12 protein-coding genes, 3 tRNA genes and 4 rRNA genes are annotated in these 21934 nt (G+C 43.8%); 18 read left to right on the forward strand and 1 reads right to left on the reverse strand.

Going from position 1 to position 21934, the window contains the following annotated elements; translation table 11 throughout:
* Positions 1 to 6: 6 nt before the first annotated feature.
* The 8 genes from murD (at position 7) to lpxC (ending at position 9542) form a co-directional block, all read left to right on the forward strand.
* Positions 7 to 1329 (forward strand): UDP-N-acetylmuramoyl-L-alanine--D-glutamate ligase, encoded by a 1323-nt coding sequence (gene murD, locus ABIS04_RS00595; protein ID WP_137223893.1) that lies wholly within the window; start codon positions 7 to 9, stop codon positions 1327 to 1329.
* A complete protein-coding gene (gene ftsW / locus ABIS04_RS00600; protein ID WP_350432252.1) occupies positions 1319 to 2533 on the forward strand; it encodes a cell division protein FtsW in 1215 nt (404 codons plus the stop codon). Before murD ends, ftsW begins: the two co-directional genes overlap by 11 nt.
* Entirely contained in the window at positions 2533 to 3636 is a 1104-nt protein-coding gene (murG, locus tag ABIS04_RS00605; protein WP_371833611.1) for an undecaprenyldiphospho-muramoylpentapeptide beta-N-acetylglucosaminyltransferase, read from the forward strand. Before ftsW ends, murG begins: the two co-directional genes overlap by 1 nt.
* 1 nt (position 3637) lies before the next feature.
* A complete protein-coding gene (gene murC / locus ABIS04_RS00610; RefSeq protein WP_140232965.1) occupies positions 3638 to 5104 on the forward strand; it encodes a UDP-N-acetylmuramate--L-alanine ligase in 1467 nt (488 codons plus the stop codon).
* A gap of 113 nt (positions 5105 to 5217) precedes the next feature.
* On the forward strand, positions 5218 to 5988 hold the full coding sequence (locus ABIS04_RS00615) for a cell division protein FtsQ/DivIB (protein ID WP_350432253.1): 771 nt from the start codon (positions 5218 to 5220) through the stop codon (positions 5986 to 5988).
* Positions 5985 to 7220: a cell division protein FtsA gene (ftsA, locus tag ABIS04_RS00620; protein WP_137223885.1), complete on the forward strand. Its 1236-nt coding sequence runs from the start codon at positions 5985 to 5987 to the stop codon at positions 7218 to 7220. Before ABIS04_RS00615 ends, ftsA begins: the two co-directional genes overlap by 4 nt.
* A 26-nt stretch (positions 7221 to 7246) precedes the next feature.
* Complete coding sequence (ftsZ, locus tag ABIS04_RS00625; protein ID WP_350432254.1) at positions 7247 to 8413, forward strand: cell division protein FtsZ; 1167 nt, start codon at positions 7247 to 7249, stop codon at positions 8411 to 8413.
* Between the two features lie 208 nt (positions 8414 to 8621).
* Positions 8622 to 9542, forward strand: coding sequence for a UDP-3-O-acyl-N-acetylglucosamine deacetylase (gene lpxC / locus ABIS04_RS00630; RefSeq protein WP_350432255.1), 921 nt, complete (start codon positions 8622 to 8624; stop codon positions 9540 to 9542).
* Between the two features lie 4 nt (positions 9543 to 9546).
* Here the strand turns inward: lpxC and ABIS04_RS00635 are convergent, their stop codons facing one another.
* Positions 9547 to 9999, reverse strand: a complete 453-nt coding sequence (locus ABIS04_RS00635; protein ID WP_350432256.1) for a DciA family protein — start codon at positions 9997 to 9999, stop codon at positions 9547 to 9549.
* A gap of 27 nt (positions 10000 to 10026) precedes the next feature.
* Between ABIS04_RS00635 and ABIS04_RS00640 the strand changes: the two genes are divergently transcribed.
* From ABIS04_RS00640 to ABIS04_RS00685, 10 genes are all read left to right on the forward strand, one after another.
* A complete protein-coding gene (locus ABIS04_RS00640) occupies positions 10027 to 10926 on the forward strand; it encodes a M23 family metallopeptidase (protein ID WP_137223877.1) in 900 nt (299 codons plus the stop codon).
* A gap of 58 nt (positions 10927 to 10984) precedes the next feature.
* Entirely contained in the window at positions 10985 to 13705 is a 2721-nt protein-coding gene (gene secA / locus ABIS04_RS00645) for a preprotein translocase subunit SecA (protein ID WP_140232972.1), read from the forward strand.
* A gap of 611 nt (positions 13706 to 14316) precedes the next feature.
* Positions 14317 to 15865, forward strand: a 16S ribosomal RNA gene (locus ABIS04_RS00650).
* A gap of 218 nt (positions 15866 to 16083) precedes the next feature.
* A tRNA-Ile gene (locus tag ABIS04_RS00655) sits at positions 16084 to 16160 on the forward strand.
* Between the two features lie 137 nt (positions 16161 to 16297).
* Positions 16298 to 16373: transfer RNA gene (locus ABIS04_RS00660), tRNA-Ala, on the forward strand.
* A 499-nt stretch (positions 16374 to 16872) separates the two neighbouring features.
* Positions 16873 to 19780, forward strand: a 23S ribosomal RNA gene (locus ABIS04_RS00665).
* Between the two features lie 316 nt (positions 19781 to 20096).
* Positions 20097 to 20212 (forward strand): 5S ribosomal RNA (gene rrf / locus ABIS04_RS00670).
* Positions 20213 to 20241: 29 nt separating this feature from the next.
* Positions 20242 to 20317 (forward strand) — tRNA-Thr (locus ABIS04_RS00675).
* Between the two features lie 34 nt (positions 20318 to 20351).
* Positions 20352 to 20467 (forward strand): 5S ribosomal RNA (gene rrf / locus ABIS04_RS00680).
* The 16S, 23S and 5S rRNA genes sit together here with 3 tRNA genes alongside, the layout of an rRNA operon.
* Before the next feature lie 446 nt (positions 20468 to 20913).
* Positions 20914 to 21606, forward strand: a complete 693-nt coding sequence (locus tag ABIS04_RS00685; protein WP_137223873.1) for an MOSC domain-containing protein — start codon at positions 20914 to 20916, stop codon at positions 21604 to 21606.
* Positions 21607 to 21934 lie beyond the last annotated feature (328 nt).

Here is a 21934-nt window from a genome sequence, read left to right on the forward strand (position 1 = left end):
AGTATTATGCATTCTCAATATACGCACATTGTTTTAGGTTTAGGGGCCACAGGGCTCTCGATCGTGCGTTTTTTAGCAACTAAAGGGATTAAACCTTTAGTGATGGACAGTCGACGTCAACCGCCAGGTGCAGAGGCGTTAGCAAAAGAGTTTGCCGATATTGAGTTATTAGCGGGTGGGTTTGATTGCCGTTATTTAGTCCAAGCAAGTCAGATTATTATTAGCCCGGGTGTGCCCATTGATACTCCTGAAGTACGCGCGGCAATTGATATGGGCATTGAGGTAATTGGCGATATTGAGCTGTTTGCTCGCGAAATTGCCGACCGTAAACCTTGTGTTGTGGGAATTACTGGCTCAAACGGTAAGTCTACCGTGACGACACTGGTTTACGAAATGTTGCTTGCCGCTGATAAGTCGGTAGCGATTGGCGGCAATATTGGCACGCCAGCACTGGATTTATTGCCTCAAGGTGCAGATATTTTTGTACTTGAGTTATCAAGCTTTCAACTTGAAACCACCCATTCACTAAATTGTATTGCGGCAACGTGTCTTAATATTAGTGAAGACCATATGGATCGTTATAGTGACTTGAATACCTATCGCGAAGCCAAGTTACGTTTATATCCTCAAAGTCGTTTTGTGATGTATAACCGTGACGATCAACTGACTTACCCATTAGAGCCAATGAATCAAAATAATTTCGGTTTGGGTGTACCAGAAGGCGATGAGTGGGGATTAAGTGATGGCAAAATTTTTCATGGTGACAGTGAGATCATTAATTTAAGTGAAGTGAAATTAATTGGTAGTCATAACCATGCAAACTTATTAGCTGCAATGGCATTAGCAGATGCTTGTGGTGTAGCTAAAGAAGCCATGATTGAAGTAGCCAAAAGCTTTGTTGGTTTAAGTCACCGTTGTGAGTTGATTGCGGTTAAACAAGGTGTGTCTTATATCAATGACTCTAAAGCAACCAACGTTGGTGCAACAGTAGCAGCACTTGAAGGGCTTAGTTCACATTTAGGCGATATATATTTGATTGCTGGTGGTGATGGTAAAGGCGGTGATTTTAGCCCGCTTGCTGAACCATTGGCGAACATAACTCAATTGATTACGCTAGGCAGAGACGGGCCTAAAATAGCCAAATTAAAAGCGGGTTCATTGCAAGTCACTAGCATGGCTGAAGCCGTGGCTAAAGCGGCTGAATTGGCAACCTCTGGAGACATTGTATTGTTGTCTCCAGCTTGTGCCAGTTTAGATATGTATAAAAGCTTTATGGCGCGTGGTGATGATTTTAAGCATTGTGTGGAGTCGTTAGACGATGGCGAATAACGAGCAGCAACTGAGCTTGTTTAAACGGGGACTTAATTGGTCTTTACCCTCGTTGCTATCGGACGGTCATGCTCCTGGCATGCCGTTGTACGACCGTAGTTTTTTAGTCGCGATTGTTGGCTTGATGTGTTTTGGTTTTATCATGGTGATGTCAGCTTCGATGCCCGAAGCGAGCAAACTGACGGGTGATCCATTTTATTTTATGTATCGTCATGTGCTTTACCTTGTGGGCTGCGTGATAATTTCATATGTGGTACTTAAATTTGAAGTCAGCTATTGGGAAAAAAACAGCGGCATGTTGATGTTAGCTGTGCTGGTTTTATTGATAGCCGTGTTGTTTATTGGTACCTCGGTTAATGGTGCCCGTCGTTGGTTGTCTGTCGGCCCTATTCGGATTCAAGTTGCCGAAATGGCCAAGTTTATATTTATTGTTTATATGGCGGGGTACTTAGTTCGTCGTCATGGTGAATTGCGCGAAAACCGTAAAGGTTTTTACAAACCGATTGGGGTTTACGGTTTGTTTGCTGTATTGATTTTATTGCAGCCTGACCTTGGTACTGTGGTAGTACTGTTTGTGTGTACGGTAAGCTTATTGTTTTTAGCTGGCGCACGCATTACTGACTTTATGGTATTGGTGTTACTTGGCGTAGCTACATTCGTATTACTGGTATTGTTTGAGCCTTACCGTATGCGACGAGTTACTTCGTTTATGGATCCATGGGAAGATCCCTTTGGTAGCGGCTACCAGTTGACGCAATCTTTAATGGCTTACGGTCGGGGTGACTGGCTTGGTCAGGGTTTAGGTAACAGTATTCAGAAGTTAGCGTATTTACCCGAAGCACACACCGATTTCATTTTTGCGGTCATTGGAGAAGAACTCGGGTTTATCGGTATCATTGCGGTGTTGTTAACGCTATTTTTTATCGCAATCCGTGCAATTAGATTAGGCAATTTATGTTTGAAAATGCAGCGTCCATTTGAAAGCTATGTTGCTTATGGTGTGGGTATTTGGGTGTGTTTTCAGACCGTCGTTAACGTAGGCGCCAGTATTGGTATGTTACCAACCAAAGGGCTGACTCTACCGTTTATTAGTTACGGTGGCAGTAGTTTATGGATTATGACTGCGGCGGTGATGCTGCTCGTTAGAATAGATCATGAACGGCGAGTTAGTCTGGTACAAGCCGTGAAAGGGAGAACCAGTTAATGAACAGTAATATGAGTCACTCTCCTAAAATATTAATTATGGCTGGTGGTACGGGTGGACATGTTTTTCCTGCTCTGGCGGTGGCAAAATATTTAGCCAAAAATGGCTGGCAGGTCCGTTGGCTAGGTACTGCTGATCGTATGGAAGCTCGTCTTGTTCCTCAGCATGGATTTGATATTGAATTTATTGACATTAAAGGTGTTCGCGGTAATGGACTTATTCGTAAGTTAGCGGCTCCGTTTAAGATTATCCGTTCAATCATTCAAGCTAAAGCTGTGATTGATGATTTCAAGCCTGATGTCATTTTAGGAATGGGTGGTTTTGCCAGCGGCCCTGGTGGCGTGGCAGGAAGATTATCTGGTATTCCAGTGGTGTTGCATGAACAAAATGCGATTCCAGGTTTGACCAATAAATTGTTATCTAAGATTGCGAAAAAGGTGTTGTGTGCGTTCCCCAATACCTTTGCCAGTAACGTGGCCAATGTTGAGATTGTGGGCAACCCCATTCGTCAAGAATTGATAGAGTTAGGCGAACAAATTAAAACACCTCAAGCAGATGCATTAAGAGTGCTAGTGGTGGGTGGCAGTTTAGGTGCAAAGGTTCTGAATGATGTAATGCCTGCCGTGGTTGCCCATTTAAGTAAGCATCATTCACTGACGGTTTGGCACCAAGTGGGTAAAAACAACCAGACTGCGGTGAAAGCCAGTTATCAGCAATTAGGCCAGCTAGACACGGTCAACGTTGCTGAGTTTATTGACGATATGGAAGCGGCTTACCGTTGGGCTGATGTAGTGGTCTGTCGTTCTGGTGCATTAACTGTATCAGAACTTGCAGCGGTAGGATTACCGAGTATTTTAGTACCGTATCCCCACGCTGTTGACGATCATCAAACAATAAATGCATCGGTATTAGTCGATGCAGGGGCAAGCTTCTTATTGCCGCAAACGATTTTAAATGCTGATAATCTTGCAGAAAAATTGCAGTTATTTGCTGAAAATAGACAACAACTAACCCAAATGGGTCATAAAGCAAGAAGTGTTGCGGTATTAGATGCAACACAAAGAGTAGCAGATATTTGTGCCTCATTTGCCACAAAGGGTTGAAATGACAAAAACAGAAAGATACGCACACCTTCGTAGCATGATCCCTGAAATGAGACGGATCAAGCGCATTCATTTTGTTGGCATTGGTGGTGCTGGCATGGGTGGTATTGCAGAAGTGCTGGTGAACGAAGGTTATCAAATAAGTGGTTCAGATATCGCTATCAATAGTGTTACAGAACACTTAGCGAGTTTAGGCGCAAAAATCATTATTGGTCATCAGGCCCAAAGTGTTGCACAGGTTGATGTGGTTGTCGTGTCTACAGCCATTAACCCGCAAAACCCTGAGATTCTTGCCGCGAAAGAACTGCGTATTCCAATCGTTCGTCGTGCAGAGATGCTCGCAGAGCTGATGCGTTATCGCCATGGGGTTGCTATAGCGGGTACTCATGGAAAAACTACGACTACAAGTTTGATAGCAAGTGTGTATGGTCAAGCCGACCGCGACCCAACATTTGTTATTGGTGGACTGCTAAATAGTGCTGGCACTAACGCACGTTTAGGCACTAGTCGTTACCTTATTGCCGAAGCCGATGAAAGTGATGCAAGCTTTTTACATTTGCAACCGATGGTCAGTGTGATCACCAATATTGAAGCCGACCATATGGATACGTATGGTGGCGATTTTGAAAAATTGAAAACTACTTTTGTCGACTTCTTACATAATTTGCCATTTTATGGCGTAGCAGTAATGTGTCTTGATGACGATGTCATCCGTGAAATTATGCCGCGTATTGGTCGTCATGTAGTGACCTACGGCTTTAGTGATGATGTCGACGTACAGGCAATTAATTTTGTCCAAAATGGCTATCAATCAAGTTTTACTGTGAAGCGTCATGGTAAAGATGATTTAGATTTCGTATTGAATTTGCCTGGACGACATAACGTTCTAAATGCATTAGCTGCGATTGCTGTAGCGACTGAAGATGACATCAATGACGATGCGATTGTGCAAGCATTAGCAGAATTTGAAGGTATCGGCCGTCGTTTTCAGCACTTAGGTGAATTTGATACACCTAATGGCAGTGTGATGTTAGTAGACGATTATGGTCATCATCCAAGTGAAGTGTTAGCAACGATCAAAGCGGCGCGAGCAGGTTGGCCTGATAAACGATTAGTGATGGCATATCAACCACACCGATATAGCCGTACTCGTGACTTATATGAAGACTTTGTTGATGTATTGTCGCAAGTTGACTGCCTGTTGTTGTTAGATGTTTATGCTGCAGGTGAAGCGCCAATTCCTGGTGCTGATGGACGAGCTTTGTGCCGTTCAATTCGGCTTCGAGGTCAAATAGACCCCATTTTTATTGCGAGTCCAGATCAACTTGCAACGGTATTACCGGATGTATTGCAGGATGGGGATTTATTTATGACTCAAGGTGCAGGTAATATTGGGGCATTATCGAAACAATTGGCCCAGAGCGAATTAGGATTTAAAAACTGGGAAAAACCACAAGGAAACAATTGATTTTTAAATCAATTGTTGTGTTTGAAAATCGAGCTTTAATCCTGCAGAGTTGGTCTATATAATGACCGATCTTTTGGAGCTAAGACCGAAACAACGTCAGAGGCGGATTTAAGGTGTCGTGGAGCGATAAAGGGCGGCAACTAAAAAATAAACTGGCTCGAGTAAACTGGTATTTTTGTACGGGTGTAGTGTTTTTATGCAGCGTGATTGGTACCGTCGTCTGGGCTGGCGTGCAACTGCATGTTCTGCTAAATGATGCTGATGCACTACCAATTGAAGCTGTTGCCATTAAAGGTGAGCGAACCTATACCACTGATGATGAGATTAAAAATGCATTACAGTCATTAATGTTAAGTAGTTTTTTTAGCGCCGACGTGGTGGACGTACAAAAAGCATTAGAAGCTTTACCATGGGTTTACCATGCATCAGTTAGGCGAGAATGGCCGGCAAAGTTCAAGATAACCTTGCAAGAGCAGCAAGCTGTAGCACATTGGAATCAAGTATCTTGGCTCAATATTAACGGTGAGGTTTTTGAGGCATTAGCGCATTCTGAACATGATGCATTACCGATGTTATCTGGTCCAGAAGGGACCGAAATAGAAGTATTAACCAGCTATCAGCAGTTAGATGATTTATTGACAATAAACGAATTTAAGTTGGTAAGTTTACGGTTAAGTCCACGCCATGCTTGGCACGCCGTACTGGCCAATGGGATTGAAATTGAGCTTGGACGAGAAGATAAAATTTCACGGATACAACGCTTTATTAATGTGTATCCAACTTTGAAACAAAGTAATAAACCAGTTGCAACCGTTGATTTACGTTACGATACCGGATTTGCAGTAGGCTGGGGTGATTCAACACAGAGAGTCGACAATAAATGACCAAAAATCAGGAAAGAAACCTCATCGTGGGGTTAGATATAGGGACATCCAAGGTCGCAGTGATCATTGGTGAAGTATTACCTGATGGTGAAATTAGTGTGATTGGTTTAGGTAATCATCCTTCTCGTGGCATGGATAAAGGCGGCGTGAATGATCTCGACTCTATTGTGCGCAGTGTACAACGCGCTTTGGATCAAGCTGAGTTAATGGCTGATTGTCAGGTTTCATCGGTTTATTTAAGCATTTCAGGCAAGCACATAGCTTGCCAAAATGAGAATGGCATGGTGTCCATTAATGACGAAGAAGTCACCCAAGAAGACGTCGATAATGTGATCCACACGGCTCGCTCAGTCAAGATCCCGACAGAACGTCGTATTTTACACGTGTTGCCACAAGAATATTCTATCGATGTTCAAGATGGGATTAAGAGCCCAATTGGCATGTCGGGAATGCGTATGGAAGCCAAAGCGCACATTGTGACGTGTGCTAATGATATGGCAAAAAATATTACTAAAAGTGTCGAGCGTTGTGGCTTAAAAGTTGATGATTTAGTTTTTGCCGGTATTGCATCAGCAGATTCTGTGCTCACAAATGATGAGAAAGATTTAGGTGTCTGTATTGTCGATATTGGTGGTGGAACAACCGATATTGCTGTATATACCAACGGCGCATTACGTCATTGCGCAGTGATCCCTGTAGCGGGCAATCAAGTCACTAGCGATATAGCTAAGATTTTCAGAACACCATTAACACATGCAGAACAAATTAAAGTGCAGTTTGCCAGCGCCAGAAGTTCAACGGTAAGCCGTGAAGACAGTATTGAAGTACCGTCAGTAGGCGGTCGTCCATCGCGCAGTATGTCTCGTCATACGCTGGCCGAAGTCGTAGAACCAAGATACCAAGAATTGTTTGAGCTTATTCTCAAGCAATTACAAGATAGCGGTCTAGAGGACCAAATTGCAGCAGGTATTGTACTCACTGGAGGCACGTCCTCAATATCGGGTGCTGTCGAGATTGCTGAGGCTACGTTTGGTATGCCAGTTCGAGTGGCATCACCGTTGCCAGTAAAAGGATTATACGAATATGTGGATCAACCTATTTACTCAACTGGAATAGGATTGCTTCATTATGGTGCAAGGCGAGTTATCGAACGTCAGTTCGAACGACCTGAGCGTCAAGGGGTTACCAGCTTTTTAAATCGGGTTAAAAGTTGGTTTAAAGGTGAATTTTAATAACGCAGACAAAGGGAGATCAGACTATGTTTGAGATCATGGACACTCATTCAGACGAAGCGGTGATTAAAGTCATCGGCGTCGGTGGCGGCGGCGGAAATGCTGTCGAACATATGGTAAAACACAGCATCGAAGGTGTTGAATTTATCGTTACAAATACAGATGCACAAGCATTACGTAAATCAAGCGCGGGTTCAACGATCCAGCTTGGACGTGATGTGACCAAAGGTCTTGGTGCTGGCGCAAACCCTGATGTGGGTCGTCAAGCCGCAGAAGAAGACCGCGAAAATATTCGTGCAGCCATAAAAGGATCTGACATGATCTTTATCGCTGCCGGTATGGGCGGTGGTACAGGTACCGGTGCAGCTCCTGTCGTGGCAGAAATTGCACGTGAAGAAGGTATTCTTACCGTTGCCGTTGTGACTAAACCATTTCCATTTGAAGGCAAAAAACGCATGGCATACGCAGAGATTGGTATCGCTGAGCTTGCAAAGCATGTGGATTCGTTAATTACCATTCCCAACGAAAAATTATTGAAAGTACTTGGCCGAGGAACATCATTGCTTGATGCCTTTGCTGCAGCTAACAATGTATTGCTCGGTGCCGTGCAAGGTATTGCTGAGCTAATTACTCGCCCAGGCCTAATCAACGTCGATTTCGCTGATGTAAAAACTGTTATGTCTGAAATGGGTAATGCCATGATGGGTACCGGAGTTGCTCGTGGTGATGATCGCGCTGAAGAAGCGGCTGAAGCTGCAGTTGCCAGCCCATTACTCGAAGATATCGATTTAGCGGGTGCTAGAGGCGTGTTAGTCAACATTACCGCAGGTATGGATATCACGATTGAAGAGCTTGAAACAGTGGGTAACCACGTTAAAGCTTATGCATCTGATAACGCGACCGTTGTTGTGGGTGCTGTTATTGATCCAGAAATGAGTGATGAATTACGTGTAACTGTTGTTGCTACAGGTATTGGTGCCGAGAAAAAGCCAGACATCCAATTAGTGTCTAAGCCTGTTGCTCGTCCAGAACCAGCTGTAATAGAACCTCGTCCAGAACCTATTGATGAAGTTATTCCACAGCAAAGTTATGCCGCGCCAAAAGGTAATGCTGTTCCACAGTCTCAACCTGTACAGCGTACCGATGCTGATTATCTTGATATACCGGCATTTTTGCGTAAACAAGCTGATTAATTCATGAATAAAACATATGTTTTTGCGTGACTAATGAGTGTGATGTGCTGAAGGGTTATTTTGTAAATTAGGTTTGCTGGTTACTATGTGTTTGGCGATTTTTTTGTCAAACGTCAAACTTATGGTAGAATGCTAAACCAGTTATGCATGATAGCCTAAGGCTTTCCAAGTAACTATTTGTTTAATATTGATATTTATGGGCTACTGAATGATTTTTCAAAGAACTGTTCAAAAAATGGTGAAGAGCACTGGGGTCGGATTGCATTCTGGCAACAAGGTGACTCTGTGCATTAAGCCCGCACCAGTAAATACAGGGATTGTACTTAAGCGTACTGATCTTAGCCCTGCTGTGTCTATTCCAGCAAAAGCTAATATGGTTCGTGAAACTACAATGTGTACAGCCCTTGTAAATGATGCTGGCATTAGAATTTCAACGATTGAGCATTTATTTGCAGCACTTGCCGGCCTAGGCATCGATAATGCTATTATCGAAGTTGATGCACCAGAAATCCCGATTATGGATGGTAGTGCAAGTCCATTTGTGTTCTTACTGCAAAGTGCAGGAATTAAAGAACAAGCTGCAGCGAAAAAATACCTGAAAATTACCAAATCTGTGCGTGTTGAAGATGGCGATAAATGGGCAGAGTTAAAACCGTTTAAAGGTTTTAGAGTTGATTTTAGAATTGACTTTGATCACCCAGAAATAGCTCGTAGTCAACAACACATGGTGATGGACTTTTCGACCTCAGCGTTTGTAAAAGACATTAGTCGTGCCAGAACATTTGGTTTTATGCGTGATATTGAATACCTACGTGCTAATAATCTCGCACTAGGTGGCAGCATGGAAAATGCCGTTGTGCTTGACGAATATCGTGTATTAAACCCTGATGGTCTGCGTTATGAAGACGAATTCGTAAAGCATAAAATTCTCGATGCATTTGGTGACTTATATGTTGCTGGTCATGCGATAGTCGGTGAGTTTTCAGCTTACAAAACTGGTCATGCATTAAATAATCAACTTGTACGCGCATTGCTTTCGCAACAAGATGCATGGGAGCTAGTGAGTTTTGACAAAGAGGCTGATGCACCTGTCAGCTTCATGGTTCCGGGTGCGTTAGCGCACGCGTAACCGGTTAAGATTGCCTATTACGGCTGGCTAATGCAGCCAGCCGTTTTAGTTTTTCACCTAAAGAACCATCGACATGTTCTGCTAATGCTTCAATATGTTGTGCTGCAGTAGTGCTGATCACATTTTGGTTAAGTTGAGATTGTGGTTTCATTAAAGCAAGTCCAGGATTGACTTTCACCTCAATAGCGGTAAGCATCGGAAGCGTATCAGTTTGAAGTTGTTTTAATAACTTCTGCTTTTGAAAGTTTATTCTCGCAGCCCATGCTGCAGAGGTTGTTTCAATAACAAGAACACCCTGGCGGAGATTAGCGACTTTTAGCTGCTCTGCCACAGGACCATTTAATGTCTGTTTTACATAATGATTCAGATTATTGAGTAGTTCTGCTTTCTCGGCCAGTTCAGGTAGTCTCCCAGACACATGGACTAAATTGCTGAGATCTTGAGGGGGCTTTTTCATATGATAATAAGATGGCTGAATTAGGCTATGAGTGTAACAGTTTTTATCCAAGGTCGAAATGGTGTAACGCGCTGGCAACCTAGTAAGCGTTGGTTACTCCTACCTATTATTCTAATGGCTACTGGCACAGGAATATATCAATACAGCACTGAGCGTTTTGCTAACCAACAAGCGAAAGTTGATCAAAATAAACAACTGCGCCAACAGCAAAAACAACAAGTGCTCGAACTCAAAACGGCAACTGAAATCCAGTTATCTACCTTGGTTGCACATGTGGCCAAGATGCAAGCCAAAATCACCCGACTTGAAGCCCTTGGGCAGCAAGTAGCGCAAAATAACCTCCTTGATGATCAATTTGATTTCTCTACAGAAGTTGGGATCGGTGGTTTAAGCGAAATAGGCAGTGGTGTCGAATTAAGTCAGCTTATTGATGACATGAATAAGCTAGCATCTAGAATTGATAATAATAATGTTCAGCTATCACTACTTGAAACAGTAGCATCTAATCTCCATATAGATGAAGAGCGTTATATATCAGGGCGACCAATCGATAAAGGTTGGTTATCTTCGCCCTATGGTTTACGAAATGACCCTTTTAGCGGCCGGCGAACAATGCATAAAGGTATTGATTTTGCGGGTAAAGAAGGGGCAGATGTTACTACGACTGCAGCAGGTGTAGTAACATGGTCAGGAAGCATGCTTGGATATGGTGAGTTAGTCGAAATAGACCATGGTAATGGTCTTCGCACTCGCTATGGCCATAATAAATCTCTGTCAGTAAACGTAGGTGACGTCGTTGCCAAAGGCGATAAAATTGCCAGTATGGGAAGCACAGGCCGCTCAACCGGCCCCCATGTGCATTACGAAGTGTTGCGCGGTAAACAACAAATAGATCCACAGAAATACGTTTACCGCAAAGCAAGTTAATAATATTAACGGTTAATGCGCTCAATTGAGCCAAACCTACAACAGATAAGTGATTAAGATGTTAGGCAAACTACTGACAAAAGTATTCGGAAGTCGCAACGACCGCACCCTGAAAAGTCTTGGAAAAATTGTTACTCAAATTAATGCATTAGAAGCTGATTACGAAAAACTTTCTGATGAAGAACTTAAAGCGAAAACCGCTGAGTTCCATAACCGTTTAGAAAATGGTGAAACGTTAGATAGCATCATGGCTGAGGCATTTGCCGTGGTTCGTGAAGCTTCAAAGCGCGTGTTCGATATGCGTCCCTTTGATGTCCAACTTCTTGGTGGCATGGTATTAGACAGTAATCGTATTGCGGAAATGCGAACCGGTGAAGGTAAAACGCTTACTGCAACGTTACCAGCATATCTTAACGGGATAACAGGTAAAGGTGTTCACGTCATTACTGTGAACGATTACTTAGCAACGCGTGATGCTGAAAATAACCGTCCATTGTTTGAATTTTTAGGCTTAAGTGTCGGTATTAACATCGCTGGTATTGGTCAAATCGAAAAGAAAGCGGCCTATGAGGCTGATATTACTTACGGTACCAATAATGAATTTGGTTTCGACTACCTTCGTGACAATATGGCATTTTCTCCACAAGAACGTGTTCAGAGACCATTACACTACGCACTTATTGATGAAGTCGATTCAATTTTAATTGATGAAGCCCGAACACCGTTGATTATCTCGGGTGCGGCTGAAGACAGCTCCGAGTTGTACGCTAAAATTAATTTATTAATCCCAAGTCTAATCCGCCAAGATAAAGAAGACACAGAAGACTATATTGGCGAAGGTGATTACAGTATTGATGAAAAGGGTAAACAAGTTAATTTAACTGAACGTGGTCAAGAGAAGGTTGAAGTGCTTTTAATAGAAAAAGGCATGTTAGACGAAGGTGACTCGCTTTATTCAGCTACGAATATTTCATTATTGCACCATGTTCATGCAGCACTTCGTGCCCATACCTTGTTTGAAAAAGATATCGATTATATTGTTCAAGATGATGAAGTTATTATCGTCGATGAACATACAGGTCGTACTATGCCTGGTCGTCGTTGGTCAGAAGGTTTACATCAAGCGGTAGAAGCGAAAGAAGGTGTTAAAATCCAGAATGAAAATCAAACTCTGGCTTCTATCACTTTTCAAAACTATTTCCGTCAGTACCAAAAACTTGCGGGCATGACGGGTACTGCAGATACGGAAGCATTTGAATTTCAACATATCTATGGTTTAGATACCGTTGTTGTTCCTACAAACCGTCCAATGGTGCGTAATGATATGGCTGATTTAGTCTATCTTACTGCCCCAGAAAAATACGCCGCCATTATTAAAGATATAGAAGGTTGCCGCGAACGAGGTCAACCTGTACTTGTTGGTACCGTATCAATTGAGCAATCTGAGATTTTAGCTGAATTACTTAAAAAATCTAAAATTCCACACAATGTACTGAATGCCAAATTCCACGAAAGAGAAGCGGAAATTATTGCTCAGGCAGGCCGTGTCGGTGCAGTAACAATTGCAACCAACATGGCAGGGCGAGGAACAGATATTGTACTCGGTGGTAACTGGAAAGTTGACATTGAAGCGCTAGTCAATCCAACCGATGAACAAATTGCTAAAATTCGTGCTGATTGGCAAATTCAGCATGACAAAGTGCTAGAGGCTGGTGGTTTACATATCTTGGGTACTGAACGTCATGAATCTCGTCGTATCGATAATCAGTTACGTGGTCGTGCTGGTCGTCAAGGGGATGCCGGTTCTTCGCGTTTTTATCTGTCTATGGAAGATAGCTTAATGCGTATTTTCGCATCAGACCGTGTATCAGGGATGATGAAAAAGTTAGGAATGGAGCACGGTGAAGCTATCGAACATCCTTGGGTCTCTCGTGCAATTGAAAATGCCCAACGTAAAGTAGAAGCTCGAAACTTTGATATTCGTAAGCAATTACTTGAATACGATGATGTTGCAAATGACCAACGTCAAGTTGTCTATGCGCAGCGTAACGAGTTAATGGATGCTGAAAGCATTAAAGAAACTATCCAAAATATCGAACAAGATGTTATCAGCGGAATTGTAGACCAATATATTCCACCTCAATCAATTGAAGAGCTCTGGGATATCCCAGGACTTGAACAACGTCTTGGTAATGAGTTTAATTTAAAGCTAACGATTCAAGAATGGTTAGATAAAGAAGAAGACTTACATGAAGAGACACTTCGTGAACGTATTGTTACGTCATGGAGTGATGCATATAAAGCTAAAGAAGAAATGGTCGGTGAACAAGTTTTACGCCAATTCGAAAAAGCGGTAATGCTACAAACATTAGATGGATTATGGAAAGAACATTTAGCGGCTATGGATCATTTGCGTCAAGGTATTCATTTACGGGGCTATGCACAAAAAAATCCGAAGCAAGAGTACAAGCGTGAATCGTTTGAGTTATTTCAACAATTGCTTGAAACACTCAAAAATGACGTGATAAGTGTACTCTCTAAAGTACAAGTTCAAGCACAGTCAGATGTAGACGAAATGGAACAACGTCGCCGTGAAGAAGAAGCAAAGATCCAGCTTGCTTATCAACACGCATCATCAGAAGCATTAAGTCATAATGATGAGCAGTCAGTTGAGGCTCCTCAGACCGTGATCCGCGAAGGGGAAAAGATAGGACGTAATGATCCTTGTCCCTGTGGTTCTGGTCAAAAATATAAGCAATGCCATGGTAAACTGAAATAACGTTTAGTTAACGATAGATATGACGTAAAAAAGGTAGCGATTAATCGCTACCTTTTTTATTTTTGATAACTCAAAACTGACTGATAAATTTACTATTGTGGATAACTTTGGGGGTAAATAGTGTGTATTCTGTTGTTAACTAGCGAAAAGCATAAAAGATCATAAAAAGATCATTTTTCTGAACAAAATCACTTGCACTAAATCTTCAGCTGCCTATAATGCGCATCCACTGACACGGCATACAGCGAAAGCAAAACCGGTTAGCGTTATTAACAACTACTTAGTAGTGTTGATAACAGGCAAAAAGAAGTTTGAAAAAACACTTGACGTCATAAAGGGAATGCGTAAAATACGCACCCCTGACCTACATAAACGGTCAACGCTCTTTAACAATTTATCAAGTAATCTGTGTGGACATTCACAGGTATTGAGTTATTCGAAATTGTCTTCTGTTCTTCGGAATGTTGGCAATCAAAAAATTTCAACTCAATGCAACGATGAATGTTCATAGCAATATGTAACAAGCATTTTATAGATTCTTCCGAGTTTATAAGGTGTAAATCAGAATTCATTGAGCCGAAATATTCCTAACCGAATATTTCAAAAAACTTTAATTGAAGAGTTTGATCATGGCTCAGATTGAACGCTGGCGGCAGGCCTAACACATGCAAGTCGAGCGGTAACAGGAAGGAAGCTTGCTTTCTTTGCTGACGAGCGGCGGACGGGTGAGTAATGCCTAGGGATCTGCCCAGTCGAGGGGGATAACAGTTGGAAACGACTGCTAATACCGCATACGCCCTACGGGGGAAAGGAGGGGACCTTCGGGCCTTTCGCGATTGGATGAACCTAGGTGGGATTAGCTAGTTGGTGAGGTAATGGCTCACCAAGGCGACGATCCCTAGCTGTTCTGAGAGGATGATCAGCCACACTGGGACTGAGACACGGCCCAGACTCCTACGGGAGGCAGCAGTGGGGAATATTGCACAATGGGGGAAACCCTGATGCAGCCATGCCGCGTGTGTGAAGAAGGCCTTCGGGTTGTAAAGCACTTTCAGTAGGGAGGAAAGGTAGCGTGTTAATAGCACGCTGCTGTGACGTTACCTACAGAAGAAGGACCGGCTAACTTCGTGCCAGCAGCCGCGGTAATACGAGGGGTCCGAGCGTTAATCGGAATTACTGGGCGTAAAGCGTACGCAGGCGGTTCATTAAGCTAGATGTGAAATCCCCGGGCTCAACCTGGGAATTGCATTTAGAACTGGTGAACTAGAGTCTTGTAGAGGGGGGTAGAATTTCAGGTGTAGCGGTGAAATGCGTAGAGATCTGAAGGAATACCGGTGGCGAAGGCGGCCCCCTGGACAAAGACTGACGCTCATGTACGAAAGCGTGGGGAGCAAACAGGATTAGATACCCTGGTAGTCCACGCCGTAAACGATGTCTACTCGGAGTTTGGTGACTTAGTCACTGGGCTCCCAAGCTAACGCATTAAGTAGACCGCCTGGGGAGTACGGCCGCAAGCAAGGTTAAAACTCAAATGAATTGACGGGGGCCCGCACAAGCGGTGGAGCATGTGGTTTAATTCGATGCAACGCGAAGAACCTTACCTACTCTTGACATCCACAGAAGCCGGAAGAGATTCTGGTGTGCCTTCGGGAACTGTGAGACAGGTGCTGCATGGCTGTCGTCAGCTCGTGTTGTGAAATGTTGGGTTAAGTCCCGCAACGAGCGCAACCCCTATCCTTATTTGCCAGCACGTAATGGTGGGAACTCTAGGGAGACTGCCGGTGATAAACCGGAGGAAGGTGGGGACGACGTCAAGTCATCATGGCCCTTACGAGTAGGGCTACACACGTGCTACAATGGCGTATACAGAGGGTTGCAAAGCCGCGAGGTGGAGCTAATCTCACAAAGTACGTCGTAGTCCGGATTGGAGTCTGCAACTCGACTCCATGAAGTCGGAATCGCTAGTAATCGTAGATCAGAATGCTACGGTGAATACGTTCCCGGGCCTTGTACACACCGCCCGTCACACCATGGGAGTGGGCTGCAAAAGAAGTGGGTAGTTTAACCTTCGGGAGAACGCTCACCACTTTGTGGTTCATGACTGGGGTGAAGTCGTAACAAGGTAGCCCTAGGGGAACCTGGGGCTGGATCACCTCCTTACCTATACGACTAACTCAATACCTAAAAGTGCAGCGATGCATGTGAGTGTTCACACAGATTACTTGATAGAAAGAAAGAGAAAGATATCGAAAGGTATTTTTGAGGATTTTGATTCTTAATCAAGGCACTTGATGAGTCTCGCAAGGAGTGTGCTTTTAGCACATGACTGAGAAACGAAGAAAGTAACGCCGAGTAAGGATGAAAAGACCAAAAAGAATGGGTCTGTAGCTCAGCTGGTTAGAGCGCACCCCTGATAAGGGTGAGGTCGGTGGTTCAAGTCCACTCTGACCCACCAAATCTTCTTTAACTCTGCGTTGATTTATACCTCGTTTAGCAAGCTAAACGTCGGCATAAACCCGCCTTGATTTAAATCGATTTGGCTTCGCCAATCCTATGATTGGATACTGGATATTAATCTCACTGCATGTAAATGGGGCTATAGCTCAGCTGGGAGAGCGCCTGCCTTGCACGCAGGAGGTCTGCGGTTCGATCCCGCATAGCTCCACCATTTACACTTATCATGACGATAAGCATATGCATAGGTTAGAGATGCCAAAGATAAATGAAATTTTATCTTTGGCTTTTTTAAGCCCGCTCTTTAACAATTTGGAAAGCTGATAGTACTAACTAAAGGCGCATTGATAACGATTTATTGTTATTGATGTGATTACGTTAGTGCGAAAAATAATACTGATGCGAAAGTATCAGTATCTTGAGTTCTCAAAACACTGTTTAAGTGTCTTGAATATTCTAAAAACTAAGGCGAGTCCACTTCCTACCCTGGAGGTGAGACAAGTAAAAACCAGCTGGTCATAATACGACCCTGTTTTTCTTAGTCTCTTTTAGCAATAAAAAAGAAGTAAGCGCAGTTAATCGCTTATTAGGCAAGGCTTGAAGTTGAACGAAGAATGAGTGTAGCAGCGCTACATGATTGAATCGTGAAACTGAAAACGTCGCATAATAAGATGAGTAACAAGCGAAAAAAGAAAGACTCATTTGGGTTGTATGGTTAAGTGACCAAGCGTATACGGTGGATGCCTTGGCAGTCAGAGGCGATGAAGGACGTAATAACTTGCGAAAAGCGTTGGCGAGCTAGTAATAAGCATTTGAGCTAACGATATCCGAATGGGGAAACCCAGCAGCATAAGCTGTTATCACTACATGAATACATAGTGTAGTGAGGCAAACCCGGGGAACTGAAACATCTAAGTACCCGGAGGAAAAGAAATCAACCGAGATTCCCCTAGTAGCGGCGAGCGAACGGGGATTAGCCCTTAAGTCTATGGGGTGTTAGTGGAATGAGTTGGAAAGCTCAGCGGCACAGGGTGATAGCCCCGTACATGAAAACTAACCATAGATGATGAAAACGAGTAAGGCGGGACACGTGACATCCTGTTTGAATATGGGGGGACCATCCTCCAAGGCTAAATACTCCTGACTGACCGATAGTGAACCAGTACCGTGAGGGAAAGGCGAAAAGAACCCCTGTGAGGGGAGTGAAATAGAACCTGAAACCGTGTACGTACAAGCAGTGGGAGCGGTTCTTGAGACCGTGACTGCGTACCTTTTGTATAATGGGTCAGCGACTTACGTTTTGTAGCGAGGTTAAGCGAATAGCGGAGCCGTAGGGAAACCGAGTGTTAACTGCGCGTTTAGTTGCAAGGCGTAGACCCGAAACCGAGTGATCTAGCCATGGGCAGGTTGAAGGTTGAGTAACATCAACTGGAGGACCGAACCGACTTATGTTGAAAAATGAGCGGATGACTTGTGGCTGGGGGTGAAAGGCCAATCAAACTCGGAGATATCTGGTTCTCCTCGAAAGCTATTTAGGTAGCGCCTCGAGCGAATACCATTGGGGTAGAGCACTGTTAAGGCTAGGGGGTCATCCCGACTTACCAACCCTTTGCAAACTCCGAATACCAATGAGTACTACTCGGGAGACAGACAGCGGGTGCTAACGTCCGTTGTCAAAAGGGAAACAACCCAGACCGTCAGCTAAGGTCCCAAAGTGTATGTTAAGTGGGAAACGATGTGGGAAGGCTTAGACAGCTAGGATGTTGGCTTAGAAGCAGCCATCATTTAAAGAAAGCGTAATAGCTCACTAGTCGAGTCGGCCTGCGCGGAAGATTTAACGGGGCTAAACATACCACCGAAGCTACGGGTGCATTTCTTAGGAAGTGCGCGGTAGAGGAGCGTTCTGTAAGCGGTTGAAGGTGAAGGGGTAACCCACACTGGACGTATCAGAAGTGCGAATGCTGACATGAGTAACGATAAAGGGAGTGAAAAACTCCCTCGCCGAAAGACCAAGGGTTCCTGTCCAACGTTAATCGGGGCAGGGTGAGTCGACCCCTAAGGTGAGGCCGAAAGGCGTAATCGATGGGAAACAGATTAATATTTCTGTACTTCTGCTAACTGCGATGGAGAGACGGAGAAGGCTAGGCTAGCGCGGCGTTGGTAGTCCGCGTTTAAGGTAGTAGGCTGTATTCTTAGGCAAATCCGGGAATACGTACTTAAATGTACAGGTTGAGAGCTGATGACGAGTCACTAAGGTGATGAAGTAGTTGATGCCATGCTTCCAGGAAAATCTTCTAAGCTTCAGGTTAGTAGAAATCGTACCCCAAACCGACACAGGTGGTCGGGTAGAGAATACCAAGGCGCTTGAGAGAACTCGGCTGAAGGAACTAGGCAAAATGGTACCGTAACTTCGGGAGAAGGTACGCTGCTGTCGGTGATGGGACTTGCTCCCTAAGCTGACGGCAGTCGCAGATACCAGGTGGCTGCAACTGTTTATCAAAAACACAGTACTGTGCAAAATCGCAAGATGACGTATACGGTATGACGCCTGCCCGGTGCCCGGAAGGTTAATTGATTGGGTTATCTTCGGAGAAGCTCATGATCGAAGCCCCGGTAAACGGCGGCCGTAACTATAACGGTCCTAAGGTAGCGAAATTCCTTGTCGGGTAAGTTCCGACCTGCACGAATGGCGTAATGATGGCCACGCTGTCTCCAGCCGAGACTCAGTGAAGTTGAAATTGCGGTGAAGATGCCGTATACCCGCGGCTAGACGGAAAGACCCCGTGAACCTTTACTATAGCTTGGCACTGAACATTGAACCTACATGTGTAGGATAGGTGGGAGACTTTGAAGCTTGGACGCTAGTCTGAGTGGAGTCAATCTTGAAATACCACCCTTGTAGTTTTGATGTTCTAACCGCGGCCCCTTATCGGGGTTCGGGACAGTGCCTGGTGGGTAGTTTGACTGGGGCGGTCTCCTCCCAAAGAGTAACGGAGGAGCACGAAGGTTGGCTAAGTACGGTCGGACATCGTACGGTTAGTGCAATGGCATAAGCCAGCTTAACTGCGAGACATACACGTCGAGCAGGTACGAAAGTAGGTCATAGTGATCCGGTGGTTCTGAATGGAAGGGCCATCGCTCAACGGATAAAAGGTACTCCGGGGATAACAGGCTGATACCGCCCAAGAGTTCATATCGACGGCGGTGTTTGGCACCTCGATGTCGGCTCATCACATCCTGGGGCTGAAGTCGGTCCCAAGGGTATGGCTGTTCGCCATTTAAAGTGGTACGCGAGCTGGGTTCAGAACGTCGTGAGACAGTTCGGTCCCTATCTGCCGTGGGCGTTGGATGATTGAAGGAAGCTGCTCCTAGTACGAGAGGACCGGAGTGGACGAACCGCTGGTGTTCGGGTTGTTATGCCAATAGCATTGCCCGGTAGCTACGTTCGGAATCGATAACCGCTGAAAGCATCTAAGCGGGAAGCGAGTCCTAAGATGAGTCATCCCTAGAGCTTTAAGCTCTCTAAAGGGCCGTAGGAGACTACTACGTTGATAGGCAAGGTGTGTAAGCGTTGTGAGGCGTTGAGCTAACTTGTACTAATGACCCGTGAGGCTTAACCATACAACCCAGATGGGTTTTACTGAAAATGTTCCCGACATTTTCTAGCACTTCCTCCTTCCATGGAGGTCGTACTAAAGGGAGCATGACCTTAGTGTTAGAATAGAGCGCTTAAATAGTGTGAGATTTCAAGTAAGCTTTAATAAAGCAAATCAGCTTTTCGAATTAACTAAATATTGGAAATTAAGACGCAGGAAATTGTTAGGCTAACAAAGCCGTGACGAGCGAAGCGCGGAGTGTAGTTCACTACATGAGCACTAGAGCGAGGAGACAATGCCGTTAGACGGACAATTAACCAGTCTTTAGATAACAAAATTTGTCTGGAAACCATAGAGCTGTGGCACCACCTGATCCCATTCCGAACTCAGAAGTGAAACACAGTATCGCCGATGGTAGTGTGGGGTCTCCCCATGTGAGAGTAGGTCATTTCCAGGCGCCTAATAAGCTCAAAGCAATACGAGTTTGCTGATATGGCTCAGTCGGTAGAGCGCATCCTTGGTAAGGATGAGGTCCCCAGTTCGATTCTGGGTATCAGCACCATGAATAAACTAGTGTTATGTCCTAGAAAAATTTGTCTGGAAACCATAGAGCTGTGGCACCACCTGATCCCATTCCGAACTCAGAAGTGAAACACAGTATCGCCGATGGTAGTGTGGGGTCTCCCCATGTGAGAGTAGGTCATTTCCAGGCGCCTAATTGACTTGAAAGAGTCGTGAAATAGCCCGCTATTGTATAGCGGGTTTTTTTACGTCTGTAATTTGATGCCTCTCAATGTAAAATATTAAATAGCGCACAATAGTTTCTAGAATTTTTGGATGACAACGCTTTGATGTTTTATGATAAACCTCTGTGGCTTAAAAATTTTAATTGATCTTAATAATGTTGGATTATCGTAACTTTATAAACACATAACTAGAACAGCATTTTTGTCACACCAATGTCATTATCAGCCTTTATTATAACTGCGTCTGAACAAGTATGTAGCATGGAATGGTTTATATTATTGTTAACCATTATTTTTACTGTGTTATCTCCCATATTATTTACAGCCTTACTCTCACTCCGTAAGGCTTTTTTTTGCCCACAAATTAGGTATATTGACGGTATGTAATAATATTTAGGCAAGGATCGGTCAGATGATTAAGCAATTGGTTAATAATATTTCTGGTTTGTATTTAGGTGACCAAGTGCAAATGCATAATGGAGTCAGTAGTTCTATCAATCATAAACATGCCGTTAGTCAGTTAACGGTCCAATTCGACAGTGTCCTCGGTAATGATGAGGCTGACGCTAAACATCATGGCGGCCTTGATAGAGTACTGCATCATTTCCCTAGGGAGCATTATGGTCAATATCGACGTTGGGATTTAATAACGACATTTGGTGATGCACCGTCTATGGGTGAGAATATAAGCACTGTTGGTCTTAACGAGACACAAGTGAATATCGGTGATGTGGTACAGATAGGAGATGTTACATTACAAGTCACTCAACCTCGGTCACCTTGTTTTAAGTTAAATTTACAGTTTGGTCATCCTAAGTTTGCTTTAGCTATGCAAGAAAGTCGGATGTGTGGCTGGTTTTATCGGGTTTTATCAGAAGGAGATATCTTCTTAAATAATAAAATATTATTACTCGAAAGAAAAACAGATATCAGTGTGGCTAAAGCGATGCAGATATATTTTTCAGCGGAATTTGATATAGCGCAATATAAGATTTTACTTGATTGTGATGGGTTAGCGCAAAGTTGGGTTAATTCATTACAAAGACGGATTGATCTGCAAAGTATTGAAGATTGGGACATGCGTTTATACGGTAAGGTTAGTTAATTATAAATCGTTGTGATGCTGTGTTTAGATTTTATTTTTTATAAATAAACTGACGACAATAACTGTAACTTAATGAGATCTATTTTCAGGGTCAAGAAATGAGAGTCAAATACGGCCAGAGTTGGTGGTTATTTTCAAGCATATGCCTTTAGCAAAGTAATACCAATCTCATTAAATATCTGGTCAGTTCAGAGTCACTCAGGTTTTTCAATTCAAGGCGCATTGATGTAGAAATGGTTGTTCCCTTTTAAATCGATGTAATACAGAAGTGGAATACCTGAGAGACTCCATTCTGGCGGGTTTCAAAGTCCTTTATCCTTCGTTAGAT

It is taken from the genome of Shewanella sp. H8 (assembly GCF_040285065.1).
Classification (GTDB): domain Bacteria; phylum Pseudomonadota; class Gammaproteobacteria; order Enterobacterales; family Shewanellaceae; genus Shewanella; species Shewanella polaris.